The 12,668-nt window shown below is 66.8% G+C and carries 9 protein-coding genes, 1 tRNA gene and 1 pseudogene; 5 read left to right on the forward strand and 6 right to left on the reverse strand.

What is annotated here, in order from left to right:
* From ACFFNX_RS01820 to ACFFNX_RS01830, 3 genes and pseudogenes are all read right to left on the reverse strand, one after another.
* Nucleotides 1-665 (reverse strand): annotated as a pseudogene (locus ACFFNX_RS01820) (hypothetical protein); the annotation flags it as partial.
* A complete protein-coding gene (locus tag ACFFNX_RS01825; protein ID WP_378193993.1) occupies nt 662-1,483 on the reverse strand; it encodes a MerR family transcriptional regulator in 822 nt (273 codons plus the stop codon). The gene ACFFNX_RS01825 and the pseudogene ACFFNX_RS01820, both read right to left, overlap by 4 nt.
* A 58-nt stretch (nt 1,484-1,541) precedes the next feature.
* Nucleotides 1,542-2,033, reverse strand: a complete 492-nt coding sequence (locus ACFFNX_RS01830; RefSeq protein ID WP_378193996.1) for a VOC family protein — start codon at nt 2,031-2,033, stop codon at nt 1,542-1,544.
* 204 nt (nt 2,034-2,237) lie between these two features.
* Between ACFFNX_RS01830 and dacB the strand changes: the two genes are divergently transcribed.
* Nucleotides 2,238-3,776, forward strand: coding sequence for a D-alanyl-D-alanine carboxypeptidase/D-alanyl-D-alanine endopeptidase (gene dacB / locus ACFFNX_RS01835; RefSeq protein ID WP_378193999.1), 1,539 nt, complete (start codon nt 2,238-2,240; stop codon nt 3,774-3,776).
* A 42-nt stretch (nt 3,777-3,818) separates the two neighbouring features.
* On the opposite strand, the gene map is transcribed toward dacB, so the two are convergent.
* Nucleotides 3,819-4,577: a type I methionyl aminopeptidase gene (map, locus tag ACFFNX_RS01840; RefSeq protein ID WP_378194002.1), complete on the reverse strand. Its 759-nt coding sequence runs from the start codon at nt 4,575-4,577 to the stop codon at nt 3,819-3,821.
* Between the two features lie 36 nt (nt 4,578-4,613).
* Here map and ACFFNX_RS01845 point away from each other — a divergent pair, with 36 nt between their 5' ends.
* Together ACFFNX_RS01845 and ACFFNX_RS01850 are read left to right on the forward strand one after the other, a co-directional pair.
* On the forward strand, nt 4,614-4,880 hold the full coding sequence (locus ACFFNX_RS01845; protein ID WP_378194004.1) for a helix-turn-helix domain-containing protein: 267 nt from the start codon (nt 4,614-4,616) through the stop codon (nt 4,878-4,880).
* Complete coding sequence (locus ACFFNX_RS01850) at nt 4,877-5,620, forward strand: alpha/beta hydrolase family protein (protein ID WP_378194007.1); 744 nt, start codon at nt 4,877-4,879, stop codon at nt 5,618-5,620. Before ACFFNX_RS01845 ends, ACFFNX_RS01850 begins: the two co-directional genes overlap by 4 nt.
* Before the next feature lie 500 nt (nt 5,621-6,120).
* Here ACFFNX_RS01850 and ACFFNX_RS01855 read toward each other — a convergent pair whose 3' ends face one another.
* Nucleotides 6,121-6,609 carry a YajQ family cyclic di-GMP-binding protein gene (locus tag ACFFNX_RS01855; RefSeq protein ID WP_378194010.1) on the reverse strand — a complete coding sequence of 163 codons (489 nt, stop codon included), beginning with the start codon at nt 6,607-6,609 and terminating at the stop codon, nt 6,121-6,123.
* 156 nt (nt 6,610-6,765) lie between these two features.
* Here ACFFNX_RS01855 and ACFFNX_RS01860 point away from each other — a divergent pair.
* Nucleotides 6,766-6,847, forward strand: a tRNA-Tyr gene (locus tag ACFFNX_RS01860).
* Nucleotides 6,848-7,454: 607 nt separating this feature from the next.
* Nucleotides 7,455-10,715, forward strand: coding sequence for a hypothetical protein (locus ACFFNX_RS01865; protein WP_378194012.1), 3,261 nt, complete (start codon nt 7,455-7,457; stop codon nt 10,713-10,715).
* 521 nt (nt 10,716-11,236) lie between these two features.
* On the opposite strand, the gene ACFFNX_RS01870 is transcribed toward ACFFNX_RS01865, so the two are convergent.
* Nucleotides 11,237-12,664, reverse strand: coding sequence for a tyrosine-type recombinase/integrase (locus ACFFNX_RS01870; protein WP_378194015.1), 1,428 nt, complete (start codon nt 12,662-12,664; stop codon nt 11,237-11,239).
* Nucleotides 12,665-12,668 lie beyond the last annotated feature (4 nt).

Here is a 12,668-nt window from a genome sequence, read left to right on the forward strand (position 1 = left end):
CCCGGCGGGAGCAGCGCGTCGAGCGCCGGGCCGAACGTCTCGGCGACCGGCCCGTCCGGGAGGTGCACTCGTACGCCCGACGACACCGCCAGCAGGTGGGCCATTGCCGCCGAGACCGCCGCGTCCCACAGCGGGCTCCACATTCCGGACGGCTCAAGCGGCGGCACACCCTCCGGCAGGGCGTCCCAGCCGGCCGGCCGACGCGAAGGGTCGTCGCCGGTGAGGCGGCGCACGGCCCGCGGGTCCAGCCATACGGCCTGCCAGTACGAGCAGTCGTCCACGCGGGTCGCCACCGCCCGCCCGCACCCCGCACACGCGAGGTTCGGGCCGTCCCGGCCGTCCAGCCCCAGGCAACCGTCGCCGCGCTCCGGCACGAAGACCGTGCCGCGGACGTCGCCCGGCGCGATCACGACGGCTCCCCGTGGTCCGTACGACAGGGAGTGCACCGGCGCGTACACGCCACGGGCCGCCGCCTCGTCGGCGTCCACGTCGTCCCACGGTCGCCACGGCGGCCCGGAGGGCTCCGGATCCACCGCGAACGTTCCGGCCGCCATGAGCGGAGGCAGGAACCGATGACCGTACGTGTGGTGCGCGTGGACGGGGAGCGCGACCCGCGACACCGGCGCGGTCAGCACGGCACCGCATCCGGCGCACCCGAACCTCACTCCCACCTCGCGGAGCCGGGGTCGACGCCATGAGCCTCGGCGTTGGCGAAGATCGCGTCGCGCAGCCAGGCGGCCAGGCCCGGAGCGAGGGCGTCGTAGTGCGCGGCGAACCCGGGATCGCCGACGTACCTGCGCCCCAGGCACACGTGCATCGAGTGCGTGCAGTCGAAGTACGTCGCGATCGACGCGCGGTGCCGCTCCGCGAGGGCGTTCGCCTCGTCCGAGCCGGGCGCGACGCCGGCACGCCCGGCGGCGGCGAGGACGGCGTTCAGCGCCTCGGCCGCCGCCGCGACCTTTCGCCAGTCGTCCGCCGTCATCCAGGCGACGCGCTCGGCGTACTGCGTCCACTGCGCGCTGTCCCCCCAGCGCTCCTCGGCCTCCTCGACCCAAGCGGGCCGCCAGTCGGCACCGAAGATCTCGACCTGCTCCTCGGGAGTCAGCCGTATCCCGGTGTCCAACGCCTCCATCATGCGATCGACCGCGCCGACCATCTTCCGCAGGCCGGCGATGCGCTCCAGGAGCAGTGACCGCTGCCGGCTCAGGTGACCGCGCGCGTCGGCGTCCGGGTCATCGAGGACCCGGCCGATCTCGGCGAGTGGAAACCCGAGGTTCCGGTAGATGAGGACCCGGTGGATCCGGGCGACATCCTCGGCCGAGTACAGCCGGTACCCGGACCAGGTGCGCCCGCTCGGGCGTACGAGACCGACCGTGTCCCAATGGTGCAGGGTCTTCACGCTGACCCCGACCAGCGCGGCCGTCCGGCCGACGGTGAGGCCGTGCTCGCCGGTGGGTTCCCGCGCGCGGGCGTCACTGGTCATTCCCTCAGTGTCGCTCACCTCGCCGGGGCCGGATCCCGCGAGACGGGCACGCGACCTGTCAGCCTTTCGGGATCTCGATGCCCATCGCCCGCAGGTCGTCCGCTCGCGCGCTGTGCGGATCGAGCGGTTGAGCGGCCGTCATCACGACCCGCGCGTGCTCCGGCGTGACGATCGTCAACTCGACGGAGTTCCACGGCATCTCTGTCGGCCCGCTGGTGCATCCCGGCGCGAGGTCCTCGCAGCGGGCGGCGATCTCGTCGAGCTGGCGGAGAACGCACGCGAAGCTGATGCTCATCGTCGGCGTCTCGGCGACTCGTTCCGCGGGCACGAGGAGGACGTCCTGGAAGGCCCAGCGCCGCAGGTGGGTCAGGCGATCCGGGATGGTGAACAGGTCGATGAAACCGAGCCCGCGGATCCAGAAGTCCGCCGAGGCCGTGAGGTCGCGAGTGGGGACGTTGACGAACATCGGCATGCCGTAGAACTCCCGGTAGACCGCGGGCGCGGACGCGCCGAGTGCCGGCATGGGGACGGGACTGGTGTACTCGCTCATGGGACCCTCTTCGATCAGGCGCGCGTGTTCGTCGGTTCGCTCGCTCCTGCGCCGATGGTCGAGCCTCCGGCGGCGTCAGGGTCAAGGCCGGGCCGCGCGGCCGCAGCGCGAACACGTGCGGAACGCATGACTTTGGTCACCTGCCGATACCGGTTTCGGCCATCGCCGCCACTGATCGGTAAAGACCTTTTACCATCGTCCGTCATGCGAAGATCAACCGGATTGGCCCTGTTGCTCGCAGGAGGGGTGATCGCCGGTTCCGGCGTCGCCGTTCCGGCCCAGGCCGCCGTCGGCTCGGCCTCGACCCGTGCGGCCGCCCCCGGCGATCTGAAGACCGACATCGACCAGATCCTGTCCGACAGCCGCCTGAGCGGCGCGACCGCCGGCGTGACCGTGCGGAACGCCCGTACCGGCGCGGTCCTGTACTCCCACGACGCCGACACGCGCGTCGTTCCCGCCTCCAACAACAAGATCGAGACGTCCGCCGCGGCGTTCGGGATCCTCGGCACCGGCTACCGGTTCCGTACGAACGTCTCCCTGCGTGGCGGCACCCTCTATCTCAAGGGCACCGGCGACCCCACGCTGGGCGCCGCCGCGTACGACCGGCTGGCCGCGCAGGTCGCGACCAAGGGCGTCAAGACGGTCAAGGGCGGCCTGGTCGCCGACGACAGCTGGTTCGAGGGCCCGCGCCTCGGACCCGACTGGGACCCGACCGACTTCCCCTACTACTACGCCGCCGAGATCTCCGCGCTGACCGTCGCCCCGGACGACGTCTTCGACGTGGGCACGGTCGACGTGGTCGTCACGCCGACCTCGCCCGGGCAGCCGCCGAAGGTCTCGCTCAGCCCCGACACGGGCGTGGTCACGATCGACGACAAGGCGACCACGGGTGCCCCCGGATCGGCCTCGACGGTGTCGGTGGACCGTACGGTCGGCACCAACACGATCGTCGTCAGCGGCTCCATCCCCGCGGACGGCACGTTCGATGACCTGGCCACCGTCCAGGACCCCGCGCTGTACGCCGCGGACGTCTTCCGGCGGGCGCTGAAGGCCCACGGCGTGACGGTCGAGGGCGACACGACGCACGGCACGACGCCGAAGGGCGCCAAGGTCGTCACGACCCGGCAGTCGATCCCCCTGTCGAAGATCGCGACCCCGTACCTGAAGCTGAGCAACAACATGATCGCCGAGACACTCGTCAAGGAGATCGGCCGCAAGGTCACCGGGCACGGAAGCTGGACCGCCGGCCTGCCGGTGGTCGCCAAGTACCTCAAGACGCTCGGCGTGGACACCTCGCAGGTCAAGCAGACCGACGGCTCGGGGCTCGGCCACTCGAACTACACGACGGCCACGCAGATCAGCAACGTGCTCAGGGCCGCGCAGCACAAGAGCTGGTTCCCGGTCTTCTACAACGCGATCCCGATCGCCGGCCAGTCCGACGAGCTCGTGGGCGGCACACTCCGCTCGCGCATGGTCGGCACCCCGGCGGCGGGCAACGTACACGCCAAGACCGGCACGCTGACCGGCGTCAGCGCGCTGTCGGGGTACGTGAAGGACCCGGACGGCCAGCCGCTGATCTTCTCCGTCATCTTCAACGGCTACCAGGGCGGTGCTCCCACCGACCTCCAGGACAAGATCGCCGTCCGGCTCGCCGGCGGCCCGTCCGCGGCGACCTCCGCCGTGCGGTCCACCGCGCGCTCCTCGGCGCAGAACCTCGAGTGCTCCTGGACGCACTCCTGCTGACGCGCCACCCGAGAACCGCCCCGTCTCGTACGGGGCGGTTTCTCATTGGGTGAGGATCTCCGGGCCGTCCGCGGTGATCGCGACGGTGTGCTCGAAGTGGGCGGCGCGGCTGCCGTCGGCGGTGGCCACCGACCAGCCGTCGGCGAGCGTACGGCCCGCGTCGGCACCGCTCTCGATCAGCATGGGCTCGATGGCGATCACCAGGCCCTCGCGGAGCCGCATGCCGCGCCCGGGCCGGCCGGTGTTGGGCACGTGCGGGTCCTCGTGCATGGCGGTGCCGATGCCGTGGCCGCCACAGCCCTCGAGCAGCCCGTACGGCCGGGCGGCGCTCTCCACCGCGTGCGAGACATCGCCGAGCCGCCCGCCGGGCACGGCCATCGCGATCGCCGCCGTCAGGGCCTCGCGGGTGACCTTCATCAGGCGTTCGGCCGCGTCGTCCACCCGCCCGACGGGCACGGTCACCGCGGCGTCGCCGTGGTAGCCGCCGACGATCGCGCCGCAGTCGATCGACAGGATGTCGCCGTCCTTCAGCCGCCGTCCGTTGGGGAGGCCGTGCACGACCACGTCGTTGACCGACAGGCAGAGCGTCGCCGGGTAGGGGGCATCGGCCCACTGGGGGTGGTAGCCGAGGAACGAGGGATCCGCCCCGTGCTCCTTGATACAGGCGGCGCCGACCGCGTCGAGCTCGGCCAGGCTGACGCCGGGCTCGACCGCGTCGGCCACGCGCCGCAGGGTCGCGCCCACGACCTGCCCCGCCGCCCGCATCTGGTCCAGTTCCGCCTGGTTCTTCAGAGTCACCATGGGTAGATTTTAATACCAGCCTTATAATATCTGTCCATGGTGCGTACCCCGCTGACCGAGGACCAACGCGACCGAGGCCGTGCCCTCGGCCAGATCCTGCGCGCGGCCCGCGGTCCGCGCAGCGCGGCCTCCATCGCCGCCGAGGCCGGCATCTCCCTCGACACCCTGCGCAAGATCGAACGCGGCGCGATCGCCGCACCGGCCTTCTTCACCGTCTCCGCGCTCGCCGCCACGCTCGGCCTCGACCTGACCGAGCTGGCCCGGCGGCTGGAGGTCACCGACGGCTCCCGCCTGGCCGGATGACCGACTCACGGGAAGTGCTGACACGGCCGGCGTCGCCGCCGGACCTGACGTTGAGTTACGGCCCGCATCCGGACCACGTCATCGACGTACGCCTGCCGTCCCGATCCGAGGCGCCGCTCGTGGTGGTGTTGCACGGAGGCTTCTGGCGGTCCGCGTACGACCGTAGGCACACGGGCCCGATGGCGAGCGCCCTGGCCGCGGCGGGATACGTGGTCGCGATCCCGGAGTATCGCCGTACGGGCCAGGAGGGCGGCGGCTGGCCGGGCACGTTCGACGACGTCGCCGCGGCGCTGGACGCCATGCCGTCGCTGCTGGAGCCGTACGCCGCGATGCCGCCGGTGGTGATGGGCCATTCGGCGGGCGGCCACCTGGCGGTGTGGGCCGCGACCCGCCCGTCGGCGCGGCTGCGGGGCGTGGTGTCGCTGGCGGGCTGTCTCGACCTGCTGATGTGCAGCGACCTGAACCTGGACGACGGCGCGGCGGACCTGCTGCTGGGCGGCTCACCCGCCGAGGTGCCGGACCGGTACGCCGCCGCCGACCCGGCCCGGCTGGCCCTGCCCGCGGCCCCGGTACGGCTGCTGCACGGCACGTCCGACGACCGCGTCCCGATCGAGGTGAGCCGCTCCTATGCCGCGCGCCGGGGCGCACCGTTGCGCGAGCTCCCCGGGGTCGGTCACTTCGCCTTGATCGACCCGCTCTCCGGCGCCTGGCCGACCGTGCTGGACGCGCTGCCACGCTGACGAAAAGCCCAGGTCAAGCCTTTGGCGGGACATCGAATGCGGCGTTTTCGGATGATTTGCGTGGGGCAGAATGCGCGTGAGGTGACCGTGTGTCACCGGGCTTCTCTGTTTCGTGCTCTGGATTCTCCCGTCGGCTTTGGATCATGAGGAGGTAATCCGTGAGTGTCAGGGAGCACATGACGCTTGCCACGGCAGGGCTGGTCTTCGCGGCCGGCACCACGCTCGTGGGAGGCCCGGCCGGCGCGACGACCCGCACCGGCGCGGTGTCCGTGTCTCGGGCGACGACGGGCGGTGAGGCCCGTCCTCGCTGCCACAGGTACGTACGGGGGCATTACGAGAGAAGGCGCGTGCGCGGAAGGGTCCGCCGAGTCTGGATAGCGGGCCACTGGCTTCCCCGAGGCTGCCGACACCGGTAGCTCTCAGTTCGCCCGGGCGGCACATCGGGTCGCGGTGCACCTTCAGGACCAGCGAGCCCGACCCGATGCGCCGGCCGAGGTCGGCTAGCGGTAGTTGGTGAACTGCAAGGCGACGTCGAGGTCCTTGCCCTTGAGCAGCGAGATCACCGACTGGAGCTCGTCCTTCTTCTTGGAGGTGACCCGAAGTTCGTCCCCCTGAATCTGCGCCCGGACCCCCTTCGGCCCCTCATCCCGAATGATCTTGCCGATCTTCTTGGCGTCCTCCTGGGAGATCCCCTCCTTGAGGCCGACCGTGAGCTTGTAGAGCTTCCCGGACGCCTTGGGCTCCCCAGCGTCGATGGACTTGAGCGAAATCTTCCGCTTGACGAGCTTGTCCTTGAACACGTCGAGCACGGCGTTCGCCCGCTCCTCGCTGTTGGCCTGGACCTCAATGCTCTCCCCGGCCCACCGGATCCCCGCATCCACGTTCCGGAAGTCGAACCGCGTCGAGATCTCCTTGCCCGCCTGGTTGAGAGCGTTGTCCACCTCCTGCCGGTCGATCTTGGACACGATGTCGAAAGAGCTGTCTGCCACTTTGCGTCCTCACAGAGAATGACGATCTCAACGACAGGGTAGTGAGACCGCGCCCCACAGGCCCCTCCGACGCCACCACCAGCAGGCCGGGAATCCGATGTCACCTTAGGGTTCAGAGTCCGCTATCCTTCAGAGCGTCGTTACGGACGACGTGACGGCGGGTTGCCCGAGTGGCCAATGGGAGCGGACTGTAAATCCGTCGGCTTAGCCTACCCAGGTTCGAATCCTGGACCCGCCACACCTCCTCAAACAGCCCCCCACCAGCGCTGACACCGGTGAGGGGCTGTTTCGCTCCTGTCCGACTACGTCCGGCGAGCCACGGTCGTCGGCGGCTGGTCGGGTCAAATACGGGTCCACTTTCGGAAGGCGCCCGAGCGGTGGCGACCTGGAGGAAACTGGGCAGGGACCAGGTCACCGCATCGTGGCGGGCCTGCTCACACTGGACCGCGCGCGAGGTATCGAGGCGGTCGCCTCAACTCCCTTGGTGGCCAACGCAGGGATGGCGTTGCTCAGCCCCAACCGGGTCGAGTGCGGCGGGGGTCAGCCAACGACTTTCGTCGTCGGTTTGTCCATGGCCGTCGTACCGGGTGCAGCCGAACGCGTGCTTGGGCGCGCCTTCGGGAGTCTGCCTGGGCGCTAGCGCTGTACGTATTTCCGCGCTGCCTCGACTGAGCCGCAGCAAGCTCATAACCGTAAGTCGGGTAGCTTCATTTGTCGCCAATGCTTCGTTCGCCGCCGTGCGATGCTAGTAGATGGTTGGACCGTTTGGACTTGGAGACCTGGTGACATCAGACGCAACGTGGCCAGATTCGGCAAGGTTTGAGCTTTCTCCGAGGCAAGAGCAGGTGGCACGTCGGCTTGGGCAGCAGGTAGGGCTTGGCCCGGCGGCGTTCTTCCGGGACGCGTGTGGTCTTCTCGCCGAGCGACCACTGCGGCTCTCAGTTACTCACCTTGTTAGTCACCTGCTGCGAGAGGTTGAGAGTGCGGTCCGCTCAGTTCTCGAACCGCCCAAAGCCGGTGCGGGCGCGAAGGACAGACATCGCGCCAAGATCGAAGCTGTCTTGAGGGAGCTAGAAATTCCTCTCGACGACCCCGTCGCAGAGTTCTGGCTCGGACTCGCCAGGGAAGATAACTCCGATGGGCTGGCCAGGCGAGCGCACCGTTCAGCATTGGATGTGCCTCGACCACCCGGCCCGGCCTTCTTTGCGCTGGTTGCCGGATTCGAATTGGTACTCGATGCCATACTGGAAAGGTTCGAAACTCGCTATTTCGAGGTATATGAGCGCCTCGATAAGCTCCTGGCGATACCCACTCCCACGAGAGAAAGCGCGAAGTCGATCCGGAACAACTTTCCGGGCAGCTACGCTGTATCGAATTACTTCTTCTCCAGGGCAACTACTGCATGGATAAAGCCGTTGAAGGCGGAAGGCTTCTTCCAGGCGCCGCCGCCACCTCAGCTTGATGAGGACGCCGGCACGCTTCAGCTACCATCGTGGCCTGAATCCCGATTCCTCGTCCGAGTGGCGCCGCAGGCGCCGACTGACGTGGTCGATGTGGCTATCGAAATTCCAGCGACTGAGAATGCTCGCGTCAACTACGATCTAATTAAAATCGCGCTCGCATGTCCACCCGAATCAGCTACGAAGCTTGTTCCCAAGATCGTCAGCGCGATCAGCTCGCGCTATGGTGTCCTGATTCCCCATGAAGCTGGTGCCCTAATTGTTTCCATGTGCCGTGGTGAACACGTCGAGGAAGCTGTGGCACTTACTCAAGCTCTTCTCGATCGCGTGCCAACCGACTACGGGCCGTCGTCCAGCGTCGACGCGTACGAGTATGGCACAATTCTTCGCGAGCATATACCCAGCATCGTGGAGATGGCTGGTGTGCAAGTCCTCGCGATGCTATGTCGCGTACTCGCCGAGGTGATTCGCAGCGACTCGGAGCGAGCGGCCGTCTCTGGCCGCGATACGTCGCTCATTTGGCGACCGAACATCGAAAGTAGCGGCAGCCTCCGAGCCGAAACTGATGTTCGGCAATCCCTCGTGGACGCTGTCCGCGATGCGGCAACCTCGCTGACAGATGCCCACCCAGAAAAGATCATCGAGATAATCAGGGAGTTGGAATCGCACGACTGGACACTGTTTCAACGCATCTCTCTGTGGCTGCTGGCGCAACACACCGAACAAAACCTAGAACTTACGACCACACGTTTGATCGACCCCGCGCTGATCTCGAACCGTTATATCGAGCGCGAGTACCTTCTCCTCGCCCGCGTAGCCGCCCATGGTCTCGACACCGGTGACGTTCGGCGCCTCCTCAGAAGTATCGATGCGGGACCTCATGCAGCAGACGTAGCCAAAGCTGACGGAAAGTCGCCTAGACGGGCGGCCGGGCTCGATCCGGAGTCGCGTGAGTGGATCGCCCGATGGCAACGTAATCGGCTCGCTGCACTACAGTCCGTCCTCCCGCCGGAGTGGAATGCCCGCTACCAAGCACTCGTGGCCGAATACGGTGACGCCCCGAATCCGACCGAAGCGTTGCCCGAGCCCTTCGCCGTCTGGGGGGAGGAGAGCCCGATCAGTCCATCTGAGCTCGCCGCGATGCCGACGGCCACGCTCGTCGAGTTCTTGCGAACCTGGCAAGCACCGCCGAACCGCTGGGGGGCACCGAGCCAAGCATCACTGCGGGGCGCGCTGAGTTCGGCCGTGCAAGGAGACGCCGAGCGTCGCTCCGCTGACCTCGATCTCTTCATTGGCCTGCCAGCTGTCTACATCGGCGAGGTCATCAGCGGGCTTTACCAGGCACGTACGAACGATGCTGTCCTCGATTGGAATGCCGTCATCAAGCTGTGCGAGTGGATCAACCAGCAGGCAAAGGAGGAACTGGCCGCCCTCGACTGCGGCCCGGCGTTCCGTCAGTGGCGACAACCGCGCTTGGACATGCTCAGGCTGCTTATGGGTGGACTAAACCCGGGACCTAGCCCCATCTCGGCCAACCTCGACACACGAGTGTGGGCTGTCATTGTTGACAGCTGTGCCGATGCCGATCCAGACACCGATCGGGAGGCCGGCGCGACCGCCGAAGGCTATGGCGGCTTTATGGGGCTCGCCCTGGGCCTCGTGCGCCCGCAAGCTATACGGGCCGTAATCAGCTACGGCCTGAGCCTGCGTCGACGCTCTCCTGACACCGACATCTCCGCCGTCCTCGCGTTGCTCGACCAACATCTCGATCCCGCTATCGATCCATCCAAGTCGGTCCGCTCCATCTACGGCGAACTGTTCCCGCCCCTTGCCTGGCTGGATCCAGAATGGGCTGCGGCACGTGTCGAGTCGATCTTCCCGCTGGACGTTGAAGAGAACGAATTTCTCGACGCCGCATGGGGCGCCTATCTCGGAGGCGGTCGAATCACAGACGTGGCTTGGAATCTCCTGACCAATCGATACAGCATGGCAATCGACCGCCTTGAAGCGATTGACGACTACCACGTCGAAGAGTCCTTGGTCGCGCAGATCGGCGGCCATCTGATCAATAGGCTATGGAACGGCTATCTGAGCCCGGACAGTCACGATGGCCTTCTCCAGCGCTACTACGCCAAGTTGACTCCGAAGGTCGCCACACATCTCATGTGGCGCATAGGCGTGAGTCTCGACCCCACAGCCCTGCCAGACCCGATGGTCATCGTTCGACTCCGCGCGTTCTGGGAGTTTCGCGTCGGTGCGGTGAAACAGGGTGCCGACGCGCGTGAACTAGCGGAGTTCGGACACTGGTTCGCCTCCGGGCTGTTCGAACCCAAATGGTCGTTCGCGCAGCTGCTCACTACGCTGTCACTCGCTGGAGAGGTACAGGGAGAAGCAGCCGTCCTCGCCAAGGCCGCCGGTCTCGCTGCGGAACACCTACAGGCATCCTTGACAGTTCTAGAACGTTGGGTGAGCTTGGAGCGCCATACCTGGTGGCTGACAGTCTCTCTCGATAGTATCCGGGCGATCTTGCAGCTGGGGGTTGCGGGGGATCCGACTGCGGTCGAGACTTCGCAGAAGGTGATCAGCATCCTCCTGGCCCGAGACGACGGGGCCGATCTCCGTGATGTCCTCCGTAAGAGTCCCTGACGTCCCTTCGGTGGACGCCCTGTGGGCGTGAAAATGAGCACACTCCCGCGCCCCGATACCCGTCTCGACGGCTGCAAACAGGGGCTGCGTAGGCGGCAGGCGCAAGTGTCACCTGCGAGTTCGCCACGTACCGGCTGGACTTTCGAGTCAGCACGCGGGAAGGCAACAGCGGTAAATAGGAGGACTTCTCATAACCCGGCGCATTTTGGCGGACTACAGGGGGCGATTCGCACAGAACTCTCACTCCGTGCGAAGGCCGACGGGACTCGCGACGGCACCGCCCGCAGAGGTCGCACGCCAGCGGCTCGCGTAGCGGGACGCCTGCAGGATGACGAAGAGAGAGTACTTACCGGCAACCACTGAGCGGGCGAGAGTCGCACCCGAGATGCGTCTGGGGAGGCATGTGGATATCTAATCAAACGAGACCTCTCATCAGAGATAACTGACGAGAGGTCTCGCTTGTAGTGGCTGTTTGGCCTGCGGTCGCATGCGGCCGGGCGAGTTGGTTCAGATGTAAACTTCTATATGGCGTTTTCCGTCTTCGCGAGCGACTTACTTCGGGCCGTCGCGTGAGCGCCTCTAAAGCGTGTGGCTTCCGTGATACGTCGCTTTGCCTCGTCTTCTTGGCCTGAGATGCATTTGGTGTAGACGCGGAGGAGGACCGCGACGCTGTGGCCAGCCCACGCAGCGACCTGGGCAGGTGGGACGCCTGCGCTGAGCCAGGTCGATACTGCAGCGTGGCGGAGAGCATAGGGTGTCTCAGCCAGCGGTGAGGCGGCTTCCCGACCGCTCAACGCCTTCTCGCGTGCCTTATGCCACACGCCAAGGTAAGTCCTGTCGGTCATGATTCCGCCACGCGGACCGACGAAGAGCCGAGCACCGGGTTGGACCTTGAACTCTTCGATGTGCTCGCGAAGGATCCTGGCGAGCTCGGGATGGATAGGGACGGAGCGGGTCTCGCCGAGCGCGCGATGTTTCAGCGGTTGGCGATCGCGGGGACGACCGCTGTCTGTCCACCGAGAGCCGCTACGTGGCTCCGCGTGGGTGAGACGCATCTCGCCCCACCCTTCGGGAGGCAGCGAAGAGAGGTGCTTGGGTCGGAGGTCGATGGCCTCTTCTGGGCGGAGGGCGGCGTAGTACATGACGGCGAAGAACGCCACCATGCGCTGACCTCGCTTGCCTTGTTGCCCGACAGCGGCTAGGAGCCGCACCGCTTGTTCTGGGTTGACGACGACGCGCATGTCCAGCGTGCTGACTTTGCGCGGCCTGGCTCGCTGTACGCGCTTGAGCGGGTTACCGGTCAAGATCCGACGTTCGCAGGCGTACTCCAGCGCGTTGTTGAAGGTGACGCGCTTGCGGTACACAGTGCTGCCGGCGGCGGGCGTGCCGTCCTGCTTGACGCTCAGTCGGTCGAGGACCGAACGGGCGATGTCCGGTCCCCTGCCTTCCGGGTCGAGTTCGGCCATGTCGATGGTGTTTCGTTCTAGCCATCGCAGGGTCGGAAGGAGAACGTCTGGCGGATCCCCGCCCTTTTGGAGACGTTCGCTGAAGGCCCAACCGCGCAGCGCGGCACGTAGCTCCGGAATGCTCGGACTGCCCTTCTTGGTCGCCAAGAGTGCCTCGGTGGCGTCCGTGAGGGCTTCGGCGATGCCGCGCCGGTGGTTCGGCGAGACGAACGGCCACTTGGTGGCGGTGTAGTCGAGAGAGAACGCGTACCAGCTGACCCTGTTCTCTTCACGGACCCATGCCACGGGCTGGCCGGTCTTGATGTCGAACGCCTCGCCGTTGCGGGCAGCAGCGACGAGTGAGGACCGGAAGCTGTCGGCCTGGGCCTTGTTCCGGAAGCCCTTTCTCCAGCGTTTGGGACCGACCTTCCACCGGACGTAGTAGGTCGTGACCCGAGACCCCTTGTGGATGCTGGTCTCGTGGACGCGAGCGTCGTAGGTCATGTTT

The organism is Actinoallomurus acaciae (assembly GCF_042429965.1).
Taxonomy (GTDB): domain Bacteria; phylum Actinomycetota; class Actinomycetes; order Streptosporangiales; family Streptosporangiaceae; genus Actinoallomurus; species Actinoallomurus acaciae.

What these genes read in the sequence shown, in the direction of transcription:
- ACFFNX_RS01850 (WP_378194007.1), top strand. Translation starts at nt 4,877, where the DNA reads ATGACCGACTCACGGGAAGTGCTGACACGGCCGGCGTCGCCGCCGGAC.
- ACFFNX_RS01830 (WP_378193996.1), bottom strand. Translation starts at nt 2,033, where the DNA reads ATGAGCGAGTACACCAGTCCCGTCCCCATGCCGGCACTCGGCGCGTCC.
- dacB (WP_378193999.1), top strand. Translation starts at nt 2,238, where the DNA reads ATGCGAAGATCAACCGGATTGGCCCTGTTGCTCGCAGGAGGGGTGATC.
- ACFFNX_RS01870 (WP_378194015.1), bottom strand. Translation starts at nt 12,664, where the DNA reads ATGACCTACGACGCTCGCGTCCACGAGACCAGCATCCACAAGGGGTCT.
- map (WP_378194002.1), bottom strand. Translation starts at nt 4,577, where the DNA reads ATGGTGACTCTGAAGAACCAGGCGGAACTGGACCAGATGCGGGCGGCG.
- ACFFNX_RS01825 (WP_378193993.1), bottom strand. Translation starts at nt 1,483, where the DNA reads ATGACCAGTGACGCCCGCGCGCGGGAACCCACCGGCGAGCACGGCCTC.
- ACFFNX_RS01845 (WP_378194004.1), top strand. Translation starts at nt 4,614, where the DNA reads ATGGTGCGTACCCCGCTGACCGAGGACCAACGCGACCGAGGCCGTGCC.